Origin of the sequence: Flavobacterium sp. H4147, assembly GCF_029360735.1 — a bacterium.
GTDB lineage: Bacteria > Bacteroidota > Bacteroidia > Flavobacteriales > Flavobacteriaceae > Flavobacterium > Flavobacterium endoglycinae.
In genome coordinates this window covers 69,165-88,731 of sequence record NZ_JARKNB010000003.1, presented here as the reverse complement: position 1 = coordinate 88,731, position 19,567 = coordinate 69,165, and the positions used below count along the sequence as shown (strand labels likewise).

Here is a 19,567-nt window from a genome sequence, read left to right as displayed (position 1 = left end):
AAAAGCTTGGAAAAATTGCTCGCAAAGATGCAAAGCTGCCAAGTTTATTGAAAGAAACTTAAAAGAAAAACTTTGCGTCTCTGCGACTTTGCGAGAATAAATAAAAAAGCTTGGAAAAATTGCTCGCAAAGATGCAAAGCTGCCAAGTTTATTGAAAGAAACTTAAAGAAAAACTTTGCGTCTTTGCGACTTTGTGGCAAAAAAATAAAAAAAATATGAAAAGGAATTCTATAATCACGATACTTATTTTCTGTATTTCATTGACTATTTCAGCGCAAAAAGCTTTTGACATTAAAAAGTATGGCGCTGTTGGAGATGGCAAAACCTTAAATACAAAAGCGATCCAGAAAGCAATTGATGCCGCAAATAAAAACAAAGGCGGAAGAGTTGTTTTTTCTAAAGGAACATATCTATCTGGAAGTATTGTTTTGAAAAATAATGTGGAGTTGTTTTTTGAAGAAGGCGCCACTTTATTAGGGAGCACCAATCCAGAAGATTATCCAAAATATGAAGGAATAAGAGCCTTAATTATTGCGTTTGAAGCTAAAAATATGGCGGTATCGGGAAAAGGGATTATAGACGGACAAGGAAGAGAACTGGCATTAGCAATTGATTCGCTGCACCACACGGGAATACGCATTGATCCGAAATACAATTACAAAAGAATGCGCCCAGAAGACGGAAGAGGAAAACTGATTTCGTTTGTAAAGTGCGATTCAATTACCATGAAGCAGATTACCTTGAAGAATAGCCCAGGTTGGACGCAATGCTTCAGAGAATGCAAGAATATTACAATTGATTTTATGAAAGTGGAAAGTAGAGCGTACTGGAACAATGACGGAATTGATCTTGACGGTTGCGAAAATGCCCGAATTACCAATTGCAATATAAACACTGCAGATGATGGAATCTGTCTAAAATCGGAAGTGCCGGGATTACACAATAATAATATTTATATAGGTAATTGCACGATAAGATCTAGTGCCAATGCAGTGAAATTTGGAACAGGTTCTTACGGCAGTTTCAAAAATGTAACTATTGAAAATATCAAGGTTTTTGACACATTCAGATCGGCAGTTGCGATTGAATCTGTTGATGGAGCGGAAATTGAAAACATCAAAGTTTCAGATATTACCGCTGTCAATACCGGAAATGCGATATTGATTCGTCTCGGGCATAGAAATGGAGATAGAGCAGGATCTATCAAAAATGTATCGATAAAAAACGTAAAAGTGCAAGTTCCGTTTGGACGCCCAGATATCGATTACGACATGAGAGGTCCGGAAGTCGATTATTTCCATAATCCGTTTCCGTCTTCTATTGCTGGAATTCCGGGACATTTAATTGAAAATGTGACATTAGAAGATATTGAAATCATATATCCGGGAAGAGCTTCAAAAGGAATGGCGTACCATCCTTTAAGCCGACTGAAAGACGTCAAAGAAAATATAAACGGCTATCCTGAATTTAATATGTTTGGTGAACTGCCGTCATGGGGATTTTATGTGCGCCACGTCGACGGAATCGAAATGAAGAACATAAAACTGATTTTGGATAAAGAGGATTTTCGTCCTGCTTTTGTTTTCGATGATGTCAAAAATCTGACCATGAATGCGATTGATATTCCTTCGGATAAAGTCAGTCAGATTGTTTTTAAAGATGTTATAGGAAGTAATTTGGACAGCGAAGCTGCAAAAAGAAAAATAGAACCAGAACAAAATAAATTTGAATTGCCAGCGCATTAAAAGTTAGCCACAAAGTCGCAAAGAAGTGAAGTTTTTTTCACGCAGATTTAAAAAGATTTAAGCAGATCCTGCAGATATTTAAAAAAAAAATCTAATTAAATCTGCCTAAATCTGAAAAATCTGCGTGAAAAAAACTTAGAGCCTTTGAGCCTTTGTGGCAAAAAAAATAAAAAATATGAAAAAGAAATCGATCATCACACTGCTAATTTTCTGTATTTCCATCACTATTTCAGCACAAAAGATTTACGACGTTAAAAAATACGGAGCAAAAGGAGATGGAAAAACTAACGATGCAGCAGCTATTCAAAAAGCAATTGACGCGTGCAGCAAAACAGGCGGAAGAGTTTTAATTCCTGCTCCCTTTACCTTTTTAGCAGGACCAATTGACGTCAAATCAAAAGTCGATTTGCATATTGAAGCTGGAGCTAAATTATTGGCAAGTCCAGATGAAAAATTGTACACCAAAAGCGCTTTCAGAACCAATCCGGGCGAAGGGACAATTTGGATTGGAGGAGAAAACGTCGAGGATTTTACCATTAGCGGAAGCGGAAAAATAGACGGAAACGGAATTTCTTTTATGGGAGAAGAACAAGAAGATGCGTATGTTCTAAAACCATTCAATGTTCTAGATCCAAGACCTCATGTTTTGACGATTATTGGAGGAAAAAATATTAGAATTCATGATGTTCATATCGGAAACTCAGCTTATTGGACAGTTCATTTAGTAGGATGTAACGATGTTGTGATCAGCGGGATTACTTTATTAAACAGCTTGAAAGTCCGCAATAGCGATGGAATCGATTTGGATCATTCTAAAAACGTGCGAATCAGCGATTGTTATATTGAAAGCGGTGACGATTGCATCTGCTTGAAAAACAGAAGAGAATTTGAAGAATTTGGAGCTTGTGAAAATATTACCGTAACCAACTGTACGATGACGAGCAGCAGCTGCGCCATTAAAATTGGTTCAGAAAACATGGATGCCATTAGACAAGTCGTTTTCAACAATTGCATCATTAAAAACAGCAACCGTGCTTTAGGAATTCAAAATAGAGATGAAGGAACGGTAAGTGAGGTAATCTTTTCTAATATCATTATCGAAAGCAAATTAAATACCGACACGTGGTGGGGAAAAGCAGAGCCGATTTATGTAACCGCTTTTAGAAGAGCAAAAGTAAATCATAAAGATGCCAACTGGCGTTTTCCAAAAGGCGCGACAGAAGGAAAAGTTGGTGAAATTAAAAATATTTATTTCTCTAATATTCAATGTACAGGAGAAAATGGAGTTTTTGTAAGCGGAGAATCGAAAGATAAAATCAAGAATATTGTTTTTGATAATGTAAGTGTTTTTATAGATAAAACAACTTCTTTTCCCGGCGGATTGTACGACAGACGTCCTGCCAATGTAGAAGGTTTTGTGCAGGGAAGCACCTCTGGTTTCTATTTTGATTCAGCTGAAAGCATTAAGGTTCAGAATTGTACGGTAGAATGGGGAAAAAATAAACCCGATTATTTTAAACATGCAGTTGAAAGTAAAAATGTCGATATATTAAAAGTGATTAATTTAGACGGAGAAGCCGCTTTTCCTGCTAAATTAGAGGCTGTAAAGAAATAATTAGCTTAATTCCGAATGAAAAATACGATCCTTACGAAATTTACCATTTGTGGTTTGATGTTGAGCAGTTTTTATATAAATGCTCAGAAAACGACTTTAGAAGTTGATGCTTCCAAAACGATTACTAAAATTCAGCCAACCATGTTCGGTTTGTTTTTTGAAGATATCAATTTTGCCGCAGACGGTGGATTGTACGCCGAAATGGTAAAAAACAGATCTTTTGAGTTCGAGAAACCTTTAATGGGTTGGGAGCAGCCAAATACCAAAAGGTCTTCAATGAATAAAGAATCGGGTAGTGCTGTGCCTATAAATTTAGCAGCAGACAATACCAATTTTTGTCGGGTAGAAATAAATAATGATAAAGGTTACGCTTTAATAAACGAAGGCTTCAGAGGAATGGGAGTGAAAAAAGATGCCAAATACAATCTTTCATTAAAAGCAGCCAATCCTAATGCAGCGATCAAGAAAATAATTGTTCAATTAATTGACAAAGATCAAAAAGTAATTGGAGAAACGAATATTATTCCAAATTCGGTACAGTGGGCAAATTATACGGCACAAATTATTGGTACGCAGACAGAAGCAAAAGCAAAACTTAAAATAACATTTGAAGGAACAGGAACTATCGATTTGGATATGATTTCGCTGTTTCCTGAAGATACATGGAAAGGCAGAAAAAACGGACTTCGTAAAGATCTTGTACAACTTTTATATGATGTAAAACCGGGATTTTTACGTTTCCCAGGCGGTTGTATTGTCGAAGGAAGAACATTGTCAGACCGTTATCAATGGAAAAAATCGGTTGGAAATGTAGAAGAAAGAAAAACGATGATGAACCGTTGGAATGTCGAATTCAGCCACAAACAAACGCCTGATTATTTTCAAAGTTTCGGATTAGGGTTTTACGAATATTTTCAGCTTTCTGAAGATATTGGAGCGGAACCTTTGCCAATTTTAAGCTGTGGAATGGCTTGCCAGTATAACACAGGAGAATTAGCTCCGATGGATGAATTAGATCCCTACATTCAAGATGCTTTAGATTTGATTGAATTTGCAAACGGAGAGGTTAATACAAAATGGGGAAAACTTCGGTTAGATATGGGACATCCGCAGTCGTTTAATTTAAAATATATCGGAGTTGGAAATGAGCAATGGGGAACAGATTATATTGACCGTTACAAAGTTTTTGAAAAAGCAATCAAAGCAAAATATCCAAAAATCATAATAGTATCTGGAAGCGGACCTTCACCAAAGGGTGAACATTTTGATTTTGCAATGGCGGAACTTAAAAAGCTGAATGCAGAATTGATCGACGAACATTATTACGAAAGCCCGAAATGGTTTAGAGAAAACGCAGGTCGTTATGATAATTATGATCGAAAAGGGCCAAAAATATTTGCAGGAGAATATGCGGCACAAAGTGTTTCTGGAGCAAATCCAAACAATAGAAACAATTGGGAATGTGCCTTTTCTGAAGCCGCTTTTATGACGGGTTTGGAAAGAAATGCAGAAGTAGTTCAGTTATCGTCTTACGCACCATTAATGGCTCATGAAGATGCTTGGCAATGGACACCCGATATGATTTGGTTTAATAATCTTCAATCTTATGGTTCGGCAAACTATTATGTGCAGCAATTGTTTTCTACTAATAAAGGAACAGATTTGTTAAGCATCACTCAAGACGGAAAAGCTTTAATTGGGCAGCATGATTTATACGCATCGGCAGTAAAAGACACGAATAGTAAAGAAATTATTGTGAAATTGGTAAACACTGCCGCTTCAAACCAAGACGTTAATATCAATTTGAAAGGAGCAAAATTAGGCTCAAAAGGTAGTATGATTAGATTGGTAAGTGCAAATTTGCAAGATGAAAATACTTTTGCAGATCCAAAAAAAATCATGCCAAAACAGAGTGAATATAAAATTGCTAAAGGAAGCCAGCAGTTCGATCTTCCACCGTATTCGGTCACAGTTTTAAAATTTAAAATTAAGTAACGATCTATTTTTCAGTACTAGAAACTAAACTAGTTTCATTATGGTTTTTTAAAACGTGAAATTCCCTTTTTTAATAGTATTTTAGCAGAGTATAATGGTAATATTCTGCTTGCTGAAATCTAAAACAGCTTAATGTTTTCTAGGATATATTTGCCTGACATTTGTAAAGAGCTTCGTAAATGCAAATTTTTAATTTGTAACGTAGGTACTTCAAAACCAATATGCTTACCTATTTTATCGAAATAAAAATTATAAAACCAACATGCAAGAAGACAGTGCTTTAGAAAATAATGGTGTACTGGCACTCTACGAGCTTATTACGAGTTATATTGAAATTTCAGATTCCGAATTGGAATACTGTCTCAGCATGCTCGATTATGAATCGTATAAAAAGAAAGAAATACTTTTAAAAGAGGATGAAATCTGCTCTAAAATTTATTTTGTAACCAAAGGACTGCTGCGGATCTATTTTGTAGATGACAAAGACGAGGAAAAAACATTTCATTTCTGTTTAGAAAATACTTTTGGAACAGATTATGAAAGCTTTCTTAAAGGAATCCCTGCTAGTTTTTCAATACAGGCTATGGAAGATACAGAAGTGCTTGTTATCTCATTTGAGATGCTTCAAAATATTTATAAGGTATTACAGCAGGGTGAAAAACTAGGAAGACTCATAACCGAAGATTATTTTTTTATTGTTAATGATAAAATAAAAGCTCTTTATGTCAATAGTCCAATGGTTAGGTATAAAGAAATGAACAATAGATTTCCTCGTATTCTCCAGCGCGTTCCCCAGCACTGTATTGCATCTTATCTTAACATAACACCTGTTCATTTGAGCCGTTTAAAATATATGAATGATTCGGTGTAAAAAATCCAAGTGATTCTTCAATGTATTTTGGTATCCTAAATCGAAATGCTTAACATTTGTTATTGCTTATTGTTAGTTTAGACTTTTTATTTGTGTCTTTTTAATAATCGTGTTGTATTTACATTTGTTGTCCCTCTGTAGTATTTTAGACTTACAGCTTGGCTGATCCTTTTACGCTACGGGTTGACATTTTGTTATGCAGCATTCCAATTATGTATCAATAATGGAAGTAAAAATAAATGACAACATTAAGAGTATGAGAGAACTCAAAAATTATACTCAGGAATACATGGCACAAAGGCTTGACATTACACAGGCGGCGTACAGTAAAATTGAAAAAGGAAACACCAGCATCAGCTTTGATAAACTTGAAAAAATCGCCACTGTTTTTGAAGTAGACCTAGAAGCTATTATTCGCTTTAACAGTGGTTTGCGGCCTGCTGGGTCACGTTATAAAACCAGTCATTCCTCTGAAACCTATTCAGGTCTAAGACTTTACAAAGATAAAATTGCACTGCTTGAAAAATTACTGCATCATACTGATTTAGAAATCAAACGGTATGAAGACAAGTTTGGATCGCTCTAACCACTTCAAAAAGTATTTATTAAAATCATTAAATAAATTATGTAATTACTTCTGCATCAAATATTAAATAGGAAGTTATTATGTATTTGGAATATTTTAGTACAAACAGTTATAAAAAATAACTATTTGTATAATTTTATGCTATGTAAAAATTAGTCATTCACGGATGGGAATTGTGCAATAATTAAGTTTTACGATGTAATAGCAGCGAGTATACAAACCAATAGATTCGCATAAAAATTGCCTTCCTTATGGAGAGAACTTTACAGCTTCTAAAAGATATAGTTGACCAGACCCCGCTTCCGATAGGGGTTTATATCGGTACCGAATTAAGAATTGAACTTGCCAACCAATCGATGATTGAAACTTGGGGCAAAGGAGATCAAGTATTGGGTAAAACCTACTTTGAAATTCTGCCTGAAATAGGGAGACAGAATATTTTTGATCAGGCGCTGGAAGTACTTAGAACGGGAATTCCCTTCCATGCAAAAGATCGCAGGGTTGATCTTATCAAAGAAGGAGAATTAAAAAGCTACTATTTTAATTATAGTTTTATTCCGCTATTAGATTCAAAGGGAGAAATTTATGGAGTAATGAATACCGGTATGGATATAACTGATCTTCATTTGGCCAGAGAAAAGGTGCAGAGTTCAGAGGAACAACTTAGAATGGCCATAGATGCTTCGGGAATGGGGACTTATGAAATCGATCTTTTAACAAATCAAATAAAGACTTCGGGAAATTTCAAATCCATCTGGCCTGTAGAGGGTGAAATTTCCAATGAGAAAATTACTTCACGTCTGCATCCTGATGATCTGGCCGTGCGTGAAAGAGCACATCAACAAGCACATCAGTCGGGAATTATTTCGTATCAAGCCAGAATTTTAAATGAAGATAATTCGATGCGATGGGTCAGAATTAATGGCAAGATTATAAAAGATTCACAGGGGAATTCCGTTAAAATTGCGGGCGTAATAGAGGATATTGAAAAGCAGAAAGTATTTGAAGAGAAGATGAAAAAACAAGTTTCACAAAGTATGGAGGAACTTAGACGCTCTAATGAAGATCTGCAGCATTTTGCTAATCTAGTAAGTCATGATCTTAGAGAACCCGTTCGAAAAATAAAAACGTTTATGGGGCTTTTGAAAAGAGAAATCAAATTTGACACCAGCGCCGTTTTTAAAAGATATCTAAGCAGAATTGACCATTCAGCAGAACGTATGGAAAATATAATAGAAGGAATTTTAAATTATTCTGCTGCCGATAAGAAGAAACATATTGTAGAATGGATTGATTTAGGCGAAATTCTGGAAGATATAAAAATAGATTTTGAACTGGTTATAAATGATAAAAATGCACAGATTGTACATTTCGGACTTCCGAAAATTGAAGGAGCACCTATTCTTATACAGCAGCTTTTTTACAATCTGGTACAGAATGCTCTTAAATTTTCTAAACCCGGTGAGTTTCCGTATATAGAAATAAATTCTAAAATTATACAGAATAATGATAGGGCAGAAGCGCAGATTTCAATTCAGGATAACGGCATTGGTATTGAAAACCAATATGCCGAACGTATATTTAACGCTTTTGAAAGACTGCATTCTAAAGATCAATATGAAGGAAGCGGTCTTGGGTTGTCGCTATGCAGAAAAATTGTAAATCGTCATGGCGGACAAATTACTGCTGTGGGAGAAGCAGGCAAAGGAGCAGAATTTATTCTTACGCTGCCGTTAGAACAAAATAAATCTACTATTTAATGGAAATTAACAAGAATATCATACGTTAAAAATTTTAACAATTAAGATTTTTGTATTTAGATATTTTCTAATATCTTTAACATATGGGAATTATATAAAAACTGCGTATAATTTTACAGTTTATATAGTTTGCATCTTAACGTTAATCTTTTTGACTATATGAGAATATTTTTTGCTGCGCTTCTATTTTCTTTAAGTTCCTTTACTACATTATCTATAGATGATAAAAAAATATTTCTCAATGAGATCGAACTCACCCGCCTCAATGATCATGTAAATGAAATAAAAACATTTGCAGCATCTAATCATAAATTCAACAGTAAAATTGCCTTTCTGGTAGATATGAAAATCAAATCAGGAAGAAATCGTTTTTTTGTATATGATCTTGAGCATGACCAGATTCTTGACCAAGGACTTGTTGCTCATGGATCAGGTTCTGAAACCAATATAAAGGGAGATATTCTTCAGTTCAGCAATACTCCAGAATCTAATTGTACTTCTTTAGGAAAATATGCCATTGAAGGATCATATAAAGGCGTTTTTGGAAAAGCTTTTAGACTTGCTGGACTGGATCAAAGTAACTGCAATGCCATGAAAAGAGCCATCGTGCTTCATCATTACAAAGAAGTTCCTTACGAAGAACAGGGCTATTATATAATTAATAGTCATGGGTGTCCAATGGTAAATGAAGTATTTTTTAAAAGACTTGAAAAAATCATAGACAGTTCTAAATCTAAAATTCTTCTTTCCGTATATTATGAATAATATATTTTAAAATATAATTACCCAAAAAGAGTCTTAAAGACTCTTTTTTTTTTGGATTAAACTCTACATATTTCAAAACGTGTTGGATGTAAATTATAACGTTATGTTATGTTTTATAAATAAAAAAGGAATTGAGACTGAGCTAAAGTTCATAATCTTGCAGCATGTTTATTTCTCTTAGCAGAGTGTTTTTCTCTAAGCTTTTTAATAGATTATTGAACATTGCATAACATAAATTGGGGATTATGTCTGTGCTGGATAACCCGTCTTATCTTTTTGTAAGACGGGATTTTCCAATTACTATTTTAATATAAGATTTCATGGTACAAGAGTATTTCCTTACAACTTTAATAAAATGATCTTAATAAGTAATCTTTGCCTTTTTAAATCAATTTAACTTCTTGTGAAAACATACTCATGTCTCTTTATCCATTTATTATCGTCCGAAAAAAGGACTTCCTTACGTATAGAAAAGGATGTTTTGCCTATCGTGTAGATTTGTTTTATCAAGGCATCTTTGTTATCATTACCATCCTTTCCAGATTTCTGGGTTACAATTTGAACGCTTCCATCTGGAAGATCCTTTCTTGATTCAATCTGTTCTTTGCCTATGTATTTTTCATCCTCTGAAATAATAATAGTTTGTTCTGTATTGGCACTTTTTTCTTTTGGATAGGTGTAGATAAAAAGAAATTCATTCGATGTATCTTTTCTTTTAACTTCTAGATCTGCTGACATGCTGTAGGGTTTTCCCGAAGAGTAATCTAAATACGTGAGAGTTCCTTTCCATATTCCGCATGCTTTTTCGAAATCTGCCTTAAGTGTTTGTGTTTTCTTTTGGGCATGGGTAAAATAAGTTGTAAAAATAGCTGTGCAAATCAGCGTAATAGCAATTGATTTCTTCATTGGGATCAGTTATTAAGTCGTTTTATAGAGTTCTATTTTTTGTTTTAGAGCGTTCAACACGCTTTGCATTTGCTTTGTAAATGCTTATTTCAAATGCAATGATTCAAAACTAGTTATATAAAAGGAAATAAGAATTGACTTAGGGTAAGTTTTGTTCCAATAATTTTTCGGCGATTAATTGATATTAAAAATCTGTTTTCGGTATTCTCCTGGAGTTAGACTTACGATTTGTTTGAAAATTTTTGAAAAATGAGCCAGATTGGAAAAGCCGGTATCTATGGTAATCTCCAAAAAAGTTTTGTTTGTAGTGGCAATAAGGTACTGGGCGCGTTCAATTTTTTTTTCATGTATATATCGCAAAGGTCTCATTCCCGTATGAATTAAAAATTGTTTAGAGAAATAGTCCTGATTTTGATTAACTCTTGCAGCCAGTTCTAAAATTGTGATATTTTGATGTATATTGAGCTGTATATAGCTCATGGTATCGGCTATTTTTGAAGGTATAACCCGCTGCGGAGAAACTTTAAAACCCGCAGATAGAAATCTGGAAATTAACTGCAGTATAATGCCTTGATTTTCAAATTGAACATGAGGTTTGATTACATTATTTAAAGATCTGTATTCTTTGTAATAAGCTTCTCTTTCATAAATTTTAGGATTATCAGATCGGTTAATTCCTCTTCCGGGATTACTCTTCAGCATCTTTTTTATAAGCAGTATATCAATTTGAGATGCAGTACATTTTAAAATACGGCGATTATTACCAAATAATGAAATTCCGTCTGCAGAATCTTCAAAAAATTGCATAAAATACTGGCTTAGATAATGATCGCAGTTTAAATTACAAGTTGTAAAACTCGGTATTAAATACAGGCAGCCGGGTTCTAATTTCAATTGCTGGCTGCTGTCTGATACAAATCCGGTTCCTTCATCAATATAATACAGCCGATAATACGGACTGATCACATTGTAATAATTCCATTTATCGTCAAGCTTGACATAATCTATATGCAGAAGTGTGAATGAGTAAGAGAAAATATTGTGGGACATGAGAGAAAATGATCGGTTTTAAATAATAAATAATCGGTTTTGAATACATAAAACAAAATATTCTATTTTAATTTTACTACAATTAAAACGATTAAATATAATCAATAATAAAATTTTAAGATCGATTAAAAAATATTATATAGTAATATAGATTTATTTATTAGAAATTTATCAGTATTAGAATATTTTTTTAATCGGATATGAATAAAAACTAAGTGAATAAAAATATGAACAGAAGAAATGCTTTAAAATTAGGGATGACAGCTTTAGCTGGATTGTATTTATCACCTTTGCTGGGAAGATCTATTCTTTTAAAATCAGAACCCTATGAGTTAGGGCCTTTTGAGCCGTCTTGGGAATCACTTGAAAAATATAAGGTGCCAGATTGGTTTAGAGATGCTAAGTTTGGAATGTGGGCACATTGGGGACCTCAGTGCCAGCCTGAAGCGGGAGACTGGTATGGAAGAGGAATGTATGAAGAAGGATCTAGACAATATAATTTTCATCTTCAAAAATATGGTCATCCTTCTGAATTTGGTTTTAAAGATGTTATTAATACTTGGAAAGCAGATAAATGGGCTCCTGACGAACTTGTTAATCTTTATAAAGATTCTGGAGCAAAATACTTTATGGCAATGGCTAATCATCATGATAATCTCGATTTATATGACAGCCAGTATCAGCCACAGTGGAACTCTACACGCGTTGGACCACAAATAGATATAATCAAAGGATGGGAAAAAGCCGCCAGAAAAGCTGGTCTGCCCTTTGCAGTGAGTGTTCATGCGGCCCATGCATGGAACTGGTTTGACACTTCAAAAGGCGCTGATAAAAACGGACCATTTGCCGGAATATCCTATGACGGAACTTTGACTAAAGCGGATGGAAGCGGTAAATGGTGGGATGGATTGGATCCTCAGGACTTATACGCTCAGAATCATCCCATAAGCGGTAAGCCTTCTGGTGATTCGTCTGTTCACAGCCAGTGGGATTGGGCCGACGGTGCTTCAATACCTTCCTCTGAATATTGTGAAAAATTCTATAATAGAACCATTGATCTCATTGAGAAATATAATCCAGATATGTTGTATTTTGATGATACTGCTCTGCCTTTATGGCCTATCAGCGATGCGGGACTTCGTATAGCAGCACATCTTTACAACAAAAGCCTTAAAAAAAATAAAACCGTTCAAGCCGTCATTACTGGAAAAATTTTAACCGAGCAGCAGCGTAAGGCTTTAGTCTGGGATATTGAAAAAGGACAAAGCAATCAAATTGAACCTTTGCCATGGCAGACTGATACTTGTATTGGAAACTGGCATTATGACCGCGATGTGTATACTAAAAAACAGTATAAATCCGCTAAGACTGTAATTCATACCCTGATAGATGTAGTAAGCAAAAATGGAAATCTTATGCTCAATATTCCCATTCGAGGAGACGGTAGTATAGATGAACAAGAATTGCAAATCGTAAAAGAAATAGGGCAGTGGATGAAAGCCAACGGCAGAAGTATTTACGGTACCAGACCATGGAAGATTTTTGGAGAAGGACCTCAGCAGGCAAGTACAGGGAAATTAAAAGCGCAGGGATTTAACGAAGGCCAGGGTAAACCTTACAGTGCTGAAGATTTTCGTTTTGCGCAGAAAGACAACCAGCTTTTCGCTACAGTAATGGACTGGCCTGAAAAAGGTGTGGTCTATATTAAAACTCTAGGATCTGAGGCTGGATACTATACCAAAGCCATCAAAAAAATCCGATTAGTGAGCACAGGAGAGAAACTGCAGTTTGCGCAGCATAAAGAATACTTAGAAGTAAAGTTTCCTGCTGATAAACCACAAGGAAGTTTTGCCAATGTGCTGGAAATTTTTTCTTAAATAAAATATACAACCAATGAGATTATGTTATGCCTGTGATTTAATTGATGATCCAGAGAAAATCAAAGAATACATACAATATCATACTCAGGACAATACATGGCCTGAGATAACTAAAAGCATCAAGGACAGCGGAATCAAGAACATGGAAATTTACATTCTTGCTAATCGGCTGTTTATGATTATGGAAGTCGATGAAACTTTCACTATTGAGAGAAAACAGGCAATGGATGCCGCAAATCCAAAAGTGCAGCAATGGGAAGAATTGATGTGGAAGTTTCAACAGGCACCTCCGGGAGCTGCTGAAGGAGAAAAATGGCTGCCAATGAAAATGATCTACAAATTGGAGTAAATCATATTTAAAGTGAATATAAATTTATGAAAACTTAATTATCAAGTCGGCGGGCAGAGGAATGAAAAATACTATCAAGGTTTAGCCCTTTATTTTGTAAATGTATTCTCCCAGAAAGATCAACAGGAGAAAAATCCAGCTGCTTTAAGAAGTTTTTCACATAGTTTTTTGAAGCTCTGTGATCGGCTATAAAAAATATTTGTTCCTTATTATCCTTATTTCTCACATCGTTTTTGTCTTGAAGATCAACAGGATGAAATAGTTTCACTACATGAGCTTGAGGAAGAAGTGACGCTGTAATTTTATAAGTCATCGCATTGGTGATTCCTGATAAAAGTGTCTGGGGATCAAATATTAAACCGCTAGTATGTATAATTATTTTTCCCGATACATCTGGGAGCTGATTCAGTACATTTTCCAGATCATCTTTAGGGATAAATAATAAAATGATATCTGCTGAAGAGGCTTGCTCTAAAGTGCCAGTTGTAGCTGTAGGGCCAAATTTTTCAAGAGCATCTCTTATAAGATTATTCCCTTTCGGATTGTATACGGTAACGGTATGACCTTGCCGGGCAGAACGAAAGGCCAATTCCATAGTAAGACTGCTGATTCCTATAATTCCAATTTTCATAACGGATCAAGTTTTAATGCTGTTATTATATTATCATTTATAAAACTTTTGCACCAACAAAGGCACTCAGTTTTAAGGTCTGGTTTAGGCTTAGTTAAATGTAGTGAAATTAACTGGTTATTAATCAGGTGTTTTTACCTGTTCTTTCAATTAAAATATAAATTAATTTCATGCTGTAAATGGTTTAATTTTACTAGGTTTTAGGAATTATACATCCAGTAGTATGACATTTTTTCAAGCTGTTTTATGAAAAAATGTCAGAACATTCCGTTGGCATATAATTTGTTTATTGACGTAAAGCACAACAGTGCAAGTTCAAAAATTTATTGTATAACAATTTTAAAAATTACTGTTATGAATCTTATTAAGAGAAGTGGAAACCGCTTACCGGCTTTCCAAAACCTGTTTTTTGATGATGTTTTCAGCCGAGATTTTTTCAATTGGGAAAACAACAATTTTTCAACCACAAGCACCACACTGCCTTCGGTTAATATTAAAGAGACCGCAGACAATTATGAGGTAGAAGTAGCTGCTCCAGGAATGAACAAAGATGATTTCAAAATTACTCTTGACAACGGACAGCTCGTTATTTCTTCATCTAGAGAAAACCAAATCAATGAGCAGAACGGAACCTTTACCAGAAGAGAATTTAGTTATGAATCTTTCCAGCGAAGTTTCCTGCTGCCTAAAAATGTAGTGGACGAAGATAAAATCAGCGCCCGTTACGAAAATGGACTTCTGTTATTATCGATTCCTAAAATGGAGCAGGCCAAACAAAAGACACCTAGAGTAATCGATATTTATTAAAATTCATCATTGTAATTTAAACCGAAAGCTGCCTTATGGCAGCTTTCTCTATAATTCATCCATATGTTGTCACAATTATTCTCCGGGATATCTGTGATGTCCCTAATCGTGTTGTTGCTGATTTTACTTCTTCGAAAATTAAAACAGCCTTATTTTATAGCCTATATAGCAGCCGGAATACTGCTTGGTCCTTCCGTACTTAATGTAATTCATGAACCTGAAGTAATTCTTGAACTTGGTGAAATTGGTATCATTTTATTAATGTTTAGTATTGGGAGTGAAATTGATTTGGGTTATCTTACTCATAATTTCTACAAACCTTTCTCCATTGTTCTTGTACAGATTGTACTTAGTTTTATCTGTATGTATCTTTTAGGAACATATGCAGGATGGAACATCATAACAATAATACTCACCACTTTTATAATAAGTTTAAGCAGTTCTGCTATAGTATTTCAGTACCTAGCCCGTACAGGAGAAATCAAAAGCCGTCTTGGCACGATAACTTGCGGTGTTCTTCTTATGCAGGATATTGTGGTAGTTCCCATGATGATAGGACTTAATTTATTTGCCGGAGGCGGTATTTCGAGTTTTCAGCTTTTTAAAGTCTGTTGTGGCGGTGTTTTGTTAATTCTATTTTTAAAAGCAGCAGTTCATAAAAAGATATTTAAACTTCCAATGAGTAAGGAAATTACAGCCGATCATGAACTGCAGGTTTTTATTGGCTTAGGGCTTTGTTTTGGAATGGCATGGATTAGTGGATGGTTTGGTCTCTCTACCGCTTTAGGAGCTTTTGTTTCGGGTATATTTATCGGACAGTCTAAAGCTACGCATTGGCTTGGAAAAGCACTAATTCCTTTCAGAGTGTTTTTTATGGCATTCTTTTTTCTCGCAGTAGGTCTGCAGCTGCACGTAACTTTTTTTGTGAATAACCTTCCCATGATTCTCTTGATTTCCTTAGCAGTTTTACTGATTAATAGTCTTTTGAATGCAATTTTATTTAGAGCTGCAGAAAATTCATGGCGGGACAGTATTTATGCTGGCGCTCTTTTATCGCAGATAGGAGAATTCAGTTTTGTACTCATGAGCATGGCTTTCTCCTTAAGACTTGTCGAGGATTTTATTTATCAAATAACACTGGCTGTCATTACTACCACAATGCTTTTGACTTCAATTTGGCTTATGATCATTCAACAGCTCATTTATAGATTTAGATAAATATAGGTATTGTTAAATCAAAAAATGGTTTGCATCATACTTTTTAAAGTGTAGGATTTTCTACTTATTAGGTTTTACTTATTATTTTTTGTAATTCTTTCGAGGTGTAATCTTTAGAAGAAAAATCTCGTTATTCCTTGTTTATGTGATGTTTAGGTTTGAAAATTAGTTAAAATATTGTCATCTAACAGCTGTAAATTATTTAAAACAATTCTAAACTACTGTTAAATAAAACCAAAAAAAATACTTGCTCGTATATAGGGTAAAATCTAATCATTAAAAAAACTACCCTATGAAAATCAAAAAAAATATTAAAAAGGCCCTATGGACTCTGTTCATAATTACTGCGCTCTTTTCCGCCGTTTTACTTTTCCATATCATTACTGCTAAACCTGCTGTTTACGAAAATCCCAATCTGCAGGTGAGCCGTATCGATTTTAAATCCGATATCGATTCTGCTCAAGCAAAAGAAATCTGTTCGAATCTTAGAGCTATAAAAGGACTTACCACAGATTCTATAATTGTGAAAAGAAATGTGGTGGTATACTTTCACAATAATAAAATTACCAACTCGAAAAAAGTATACGATCAGTTGATGGCAAAAGGGAATTATGACGCCCAGCGCTACATTCTGCCAGCAAATTTAGCTAATAAAGAAGTTTGCCCGATCAATCAAAATAGTTTTGGTTACAAATTATCGCAGAAAATAAACCAATTTTTTAATTAACCCTAAATATATATATTATGAAAATGTATTCTAAAATTACACTTAGTGTATTACTTACGGCTGCTGCAGCCCTGACTTCTTGTAGCAATGATGATGACAATACTCCAGATCCAGTGGTAAAAGCATCAATTTATGAGCGTCTTGGCGGTACTAAAATGGTTTCTGATCCTGACAATCCTGGACAGATGATTGAGCAGGGAAGACTTAGTTACCGAAAAGTAGTAAATTCAACTATTGGTCTTATTGTAGCCGATATACAATCTAATGCTTCTGGAAACCTACAGGCTCATTTTGCACCGCTGCTTGCTGAAACTGGACAAACACAAGCAACTAACATTGCTAAATTATCGGATAATTTGACGGATTTCTTTTCGTTTAATACAGGAGGAACTAATGCAGTTAACACATATTCTGGACTAAGTATGTCTGCGGCACATGATCCTGCTAAAAACCCTCGTATGGGAACAAAATCTAGCAATGCAGATTACACAAAATTCGAAGGATATGTAGGAGCGGCTGCCAATGCTAATGGCGTTGCTTCAAATACAGAACTTTATGTTGATATCGTTGCTGTATTGGAACAATTGAGAACTCCTATAGTTCAAAAATAATTCCCTTAGAAACGCTGCCGGTTTCTGGCAGCGTTTTCTATATAGTAAGCCTCTATGATTTGGCCGCCAGGTCGTTAACTGGAATCGGTTTGATAAAAGATATCTTTTATTATTATATCCAGTTAAGCGCATATATCGTTTTTACTAAAGATTAATTCTTCACATACAGGAAGCCATCAATTTAATACCGTTTTTTATTAACGGCTGCTTGTTTATGCATTTACAGATTGATTATTTAAACTTTTTATCAGGTATTATATGGAAAAATTCAATAAATCGGCACGCTCATTTTATGCTCTGGGAATCAGCTATAAAAAGGCAGATGCATCTATCAGGGGGAAATTCAGTTTGGATGCCCGAGCTCATGAGGCTCTTTTGAAACAAGCAGCAGCAGAAGGCATTGAATCCTTATTGGTTATTTCTACCTGCAATAGAACTGAATTATACGGAACAGCCAACCATCCTTATGAATTAATAAGACTGCTGTGTGAAAACAGCTCTGGTTCGGTGGAAGAATTCAGATCGGCTGCTTTTGTATACAAAAATGAGCAGGCTGCAACTCATTTATTCCGTGTGGCTGCAGGTTTAGAAAGCCAGATTTTAGGAGATTTTGAAATACTTGGCCAGATAAAAAACTCGTTTAATTTAAGCAGACAACATGGATTGTCAGATACTTTTATGGATCGTTTGGTAAACGCAGTTATAAAAGCAGGCAAAAAAATAAGAACCGAGACTGGAATTTCTTCCGGTGCCGCATCTGTTTCTTTTGCTGCCGTACAATATATAATACGAAATGCCGCTACAGGCAGTAAAAATATATTGTTATTTGGAACTGGCAAAATAGGACGTAATACCTGCGAAAATCTAGTAAAGCATACTCCAAACTCCTGCATTACCCTTATAAACAGAACAAATAGCAGTGCAGAAATGCTTGGGGAAAAACTAAGTGTTACAGTTAAGGACTATGCAGATTTAACACAAGAAATACAACACGCAGATATTTTGGTTGTGGCGACAGGAGCCCGTATTCCCACTATTAACAAAACACAGCTTGGCTTACACAAACCACTGCTGATTCTTGATCTTTCTATCCCAAGAAATGTCAATACCAATGTATTGGAGATTCCTGGAGTATCTTTACTGCATCTCGATGAACTTTCGGTAATGCGTGATGATACCTTACAGAGAAGACAACAACATATTCCAGCTGCAGAAGCTGTTATTGAGGATTTAAAATCAGAATTTTATAATTGGCTAAATGAGCGTAAATATGCACCAGCAATTCAGGCTTTAAAAGCGAAACTAACTGATATAGCCGCAGCTGAAATGGCCTTGCAAAAAAAGAAAGCTATCGATTTTGATACCACAATGGCTGATGCTGTAAGTGCACGAATTGTTCAGAAAATAACCAGTCATTTTGCGCACCATCTAAAAAACGAAAACTGCTCAATTGAGCAAAGTATTGAATTTATGGAAAAAGTATTTCAAATAGGACAATACAATAAGACGCCTTCTGTTGCCGAGATAAAATACAATATAAAGCTTTCATAGCGATATAATGAGATAGTTTTATATGATATTATACGCTTTTTAAACCCGTTTGAAAATTCAAGAGTAGTATGTGAATGGCTCTGCCAATTAATTTTCAGAAGGCTGAAAAACAAAATTAAGCCCGCAGGACTTGGTGTTAATCAGACACACTACCTGCGGGCTTGTCCATAAACATAATCTTCCATTTTATGTTTACTATAATTTTTCACAATTATTGTATGGATTTATCTCCCTTAATATATCAGGCAGTTTGTTTAGGTTTTAGAGGCCTAATTTAAACATATTTTATAAACTAGATTGGTTTTTATAAAATTTTATAGTTTTTGATAAAGGATCTGTACATCATTTTAATCTAAATAGGCATCCAAAAAATACCATCATCCTATTAAAATTAGTTATTTCGGCCATTTTGAAATTATTAATTACAAGTGAAATTACAACGGCTGTAAACAGAGATCAAAAAAGATGTATACACAACAATGTACAGGAAATTTAGTTTT

Annotated in this window: 17 protein-coding genes; 14 read left to right on the top strand and 3 right to left on the bottom strand. The window is 34.8% G+C overall.

Annotated elements, in window-relative coordinates; all coding sequences use genetic code 11:
• The first annotated feature begins 215 nt into the window (after positions 1–215).
• The 7 genes from P2W75_RS14760 to P2W75_RS14730 all read left to right on the top strand — a co-directional run bounded on the left by P2W75_RS14760 (position 216) and on the right by P2W75_RS14730 (position 9,337).
• The gene (locus P2W75_RS14760) at positions 216–1,745 is read left to right on the top strand and encodes a glycoside hydrolase family 28 protein (RefSeq protein WP_276381051.1); all 1,530 of its coding nucleotides are present in this window, start codon (positions 216–218) and stop codon (positions 1,743–1,745) included.
• 175 nt (positions 1,746–1,920) lie between these two features.
• Entirely contained in the window at positions 1,921–3,360 is a 1,440-nt protein-coding gene (locus P2W75_RS14755) for a glycoside hydrolase family 28 protein (RefSeq protein ID WP_276381050.1), read from the top strand.
• 15 nt (positions 3,361–3,375) lie between these two features.
• Positions 3,376–5,355 (top strand): alpha-L-arabinofuranosidase C-terminal domain-containing protein, encoded by a 1,980-nt coding sequence (locus P2W75_RS14750; protein ID WP_276381049.1) that lies wholly within the window; start codon positions 3,376–3,378, stop codon positions 5,353–5,355.
• Between the two features lie 262 nt (positions 5,356–5,617).
• Positions 5,618–6,226 carry a Crp/Fnr family transcriptional regulator gene (locus tag P2W75_RS14745; protein ID WP_207296095.1) on the top strand — a complete coding sequence of 203 codons (609 nt, stop codon included), beginning with the start codon at positions 5,618–5,620 and terminating at the stop codon, positions 6,224–6,226.
• Positions 6,227–6,482: 256 nt separating this feature from the next.
• A complete protein-coding gene (locus P2W75_RS14740; protein WP_276381048.1) occupies positions 6,483–6,812 on the top strand; it encodes a helix-turn-helix domain-containing protein in 330 nt (109 codons plus the stop codon).
• Between the two features lie 251 nt (positions 6,813–7,063).
• Positions 7,064–8,572, top strand: a complete 1,509-nt coding sequence (locus tag P2W75_RS14735) for an ATP-binding protein (protein WP_276381047.1) — start codon at positions 7,064–7,066, stop codon at positions 8,570–8,572.
• A gap of 159 nt (positions 8,573–8,731) precedes the next feature.
• On the top strand, positions 8,732–9,337 hold the full coding sequence (locus P2W75_RS14730; RefSeq protein WP_207296098.1) for a murein L,D-transpeptidase catalytic domain-containing protein: 606 nt from the start codon (positions 8,732–8,734) through the stop codon (positions 9,335–9,337).
• Between the two features lie 393 nt (positions 9,338–9,730).
• Here P2W75_RS14730 and P2W75_RS14725 read toward each other — a convergent pair whose 3' ends face one another.
• Positions 9,731–10,243: a hypothetical protein gene (locus P2W75_RS14725; RefSeq protein ID WP_276381046.1), complete on the bottom strand. Its 513-nt coding sequence runs from the start codon at positions 10,241–10,243 to the stop codon at positions 9,731–9,733.
• Between the two features lie 174 nt (positions 10,244–10,417).
• On the bottom strand, positions 10,418–11,293 hold the full coding sequence (locus tag P2W75_RS14720) for a helix-turn-helix domain-containing protein (RefSeq protein ID WP_276381045.1): 876 nt from the start codon (positions 11,291–11,293) through the stop codon (positions 10,418–10,420).
• Positions 11,294–11,520: 227 nt separating this feature from the next.
• On the opposite strand from P2W75_RS14720, the gene P2W75_RS14715 reads away from it, so the two are divergent.
• On the top strand, positions 11,521–13,170 hold the full coding sequence (locus P2W75_RS14715; protein ID WP_276381044.1) for an alpha-L-fucosidase: 1,650 nt from the start codon (positions 11,521–11,523) through the stop codon (positions 13,168–13,170).
• Positions 13,171–13,186: 16 nt separating this feature from the next.
• Positions 13,187–13,522 (top strand): L-rhamnose mutarotase, encoded by a 336-nt coding sequence (locus P2W75_RS14710; protein ID WP_207296102.1) that lies wholly within the window; start codon positions 13,187–13,189, stop codon positions 13,520–13,522.
• A 34-nt stretch (positions 13,523–13,556) separates the two neighbouring features.
• Here the strand turns inward: P2W75_RS14710 and P2W75_RS14705 are convergent, their stop codons facing one another.
• The gene (locus tag P2W75_RS14705) at positions 13,557–14,153 is read right to left on the bottom strand and encodes an NAD(P)-binding domain-containing protein (RefSeq protein ID WP_276381043.1); all 597 of its coding nucleotides are present in this window, start codon (positions 14,151–14,153) and stop codon (positions 13,557–13,559) included.
• Between the two features lie 354 nt (positions 14,154–14,507).
• On the opposite strand from P2W75_RS14705, the gene P2W75_RS14700 reads away from it, so the two are divergent.
• The 5 genes from P2W75_RS14700 (at position 14,508) to hemA (ending at position 19,067) form a co-directional block, all read left to right on the top strand.
• Positions 14,508–14,960: an Hsp20/alpha crystallin family protein gene (locus P2W75_RS14700; RefSeq protein WP_207296104.1), complete on the top strand. Its 453-nt coding sequence runs from the start codon at positions 14,508–14,510 to the stop codon at positions 14,958–14,960.
• Between the two features lie 108 nt (positions 14,961–15,068).
• Positions 15,069–16,178: a cation:proton antiporter gene (locus P2W75_RS14695; RefSeq protein ID WP_373921640.1), complete on the top strand. Its 1,110-nt coding sequence runs from the start codon at positions 15,069–15,071 to the stop codon at positions 16,176–16,178.
• Between the two features lie 292 nt (positions 16,179–16,470).
• Positions 16,471–16,905, top strand: a complete 435-nt coding sequence (locus P2W75_RS14690) for a hypothetical protein (protein WP_276381041.1) — start codon at positions 16,471–16,473, stop codon at positions 16,903–16,905.
• A gap of 17 nt (positions 16,906–16,922) precedes the next feature.
• The gene (locus P2W75_RS14685; protein ID WP_207296107.1) at positions 16,923–17,516 is read left to right on the top strand and encodes a hypothetical protein; all 594 of its coding nucleotides are present in this window, start codon (positions 16,923–16,925) and stop codon (positions 17,514–17,516) included.
• Between the two features lie 258 nt (positions 17,517–17,774).
• Positions 17,775–19,067: a glutamyl-tRNA reductase gene (gene hemA / locus P2W75_RS14680; RefSeq protein ID WP_276381040.1), complete on the top strand. Its 1,293-nt coding sequence runs from the start codon at positions 17,775–17,777 to the stop codon at positions 19,065–19,067.
• Positions 19,068–19,567 lie beyond the last annotated feature (500 nt).

Excerpts from the sequence above, each read along its gene's own strand:
- P2W75_RS14715 (WP_276381044.1), top strand. The coding sequence starts at position 11,521 with ATGAACAGAAGAAATGCTTTAAAATTAGGGATGACAGCTTTAGCTGGA.
- P2W75_RS14755 (WP_276381050.1), top strand. The coding sequence starts at position 1,921 with ATGAAAAAGAAATCGATCATCACACTGCTAATTTTCTGTATTTCCATC.
- P2W75_RS14745 (WP_207296095.1), top strand. The coding sequence starts at position 5,618 with ATGCAAGAAGACAGTGCTTTAGAAAATAATGGTGTACTGGCACTCTAC.
- P2W75_RS14710 (WP_207296102.1), top strand. The coding sequence starts at position 13,187 with ATGAGATTATGTTATGCCTGTGATTTAATTGATGATCCAGAGAAAATC.
- P2W75_RS14720 (WP_276381045.1), bottom strand. The coding sequence starts at position 11,293 with ATGTCCCACAATATTTTCTCTTACTCATTCACACTTCTGCATATAGAT.
- P2W75_RS14700 (WP_207296104.1), top strand. The coding sequence starts at position 14,508 with ATGAATCTTATTAAGAGAAGTGGAAACCGCTTACCGGCTTTCCAAAAC.
- P2W75_RS14760 (WP_276381051.1), top strand. The coding sequence starts at position 216 with ATGAAAAGGAATTCTATAATCACGATACTTATTTTCTGTATTTCATTG.
- P2W75_RS14725 (WP_276381046.1), bottom strand. The coding sequence starts at position 10,243 with ATGAAGAAATCAATTGCTATTACGCTGATTTGCACAGCTATTTTTACA.
- P2W75_RS14690 (WP_276381041.1), top strand. The coding sequence starts at position 16,471 with ATGAAAATCAAAAAAAATATTAAAAAGGCCCTATGGACTCTGTTCATA.
- hemA (WP_276381040.1), top strand. The coding sequence starts at position 17,775 with ATGGAAAAATTCAATAAATCGGCACGCTCATTTTATGCTCTGGGAATC.
- P2W75_RS14740 (WP_276381048.1), top strand. The coding sequence starts at position 6,483 with ATGAGAGAACTCAAAAATTATACTCAGGAATACATGGCACAAAGGCTT.
- P2W75_RS14685 (WP_207296107.1), top strand. The coding sequence starts at position 16,923 with ATGAAAATGTATTCTAAAATTACACTTAGTGTATTACTTACGGCTGCT.
- P2W75_RS14735 (WP_276381047.1), top strand. The coding sequence starts at position 7,064 with ATGGAGAGAACTTTACAGCTTCTAAAAGATATAGTTGACCAGACCCCG.
- P2W75_RS14730 (WP_207296098.1), top strand. The coding sequence starts at position 8,732 with ATGAGAATATTTTTTGCTGCGCTTCTATTTTCTTTAAGTTCCTTTACT.
- P2W75_RS14705 (WP_276381043.1), bottom strand. The coding sequence starts at position 14,153 with ATGAAAATTGGAATTATAGGAATCAGCAGTCTTACTATGGAATTGGCC.
- P2W75_RS14750 (WP_276381049.1), top strand. The coding sequence starts at position 3,376 with ATGAAAAATACGATCCTTACGAAATTTACCATTTGTGGTTTGATGTTG.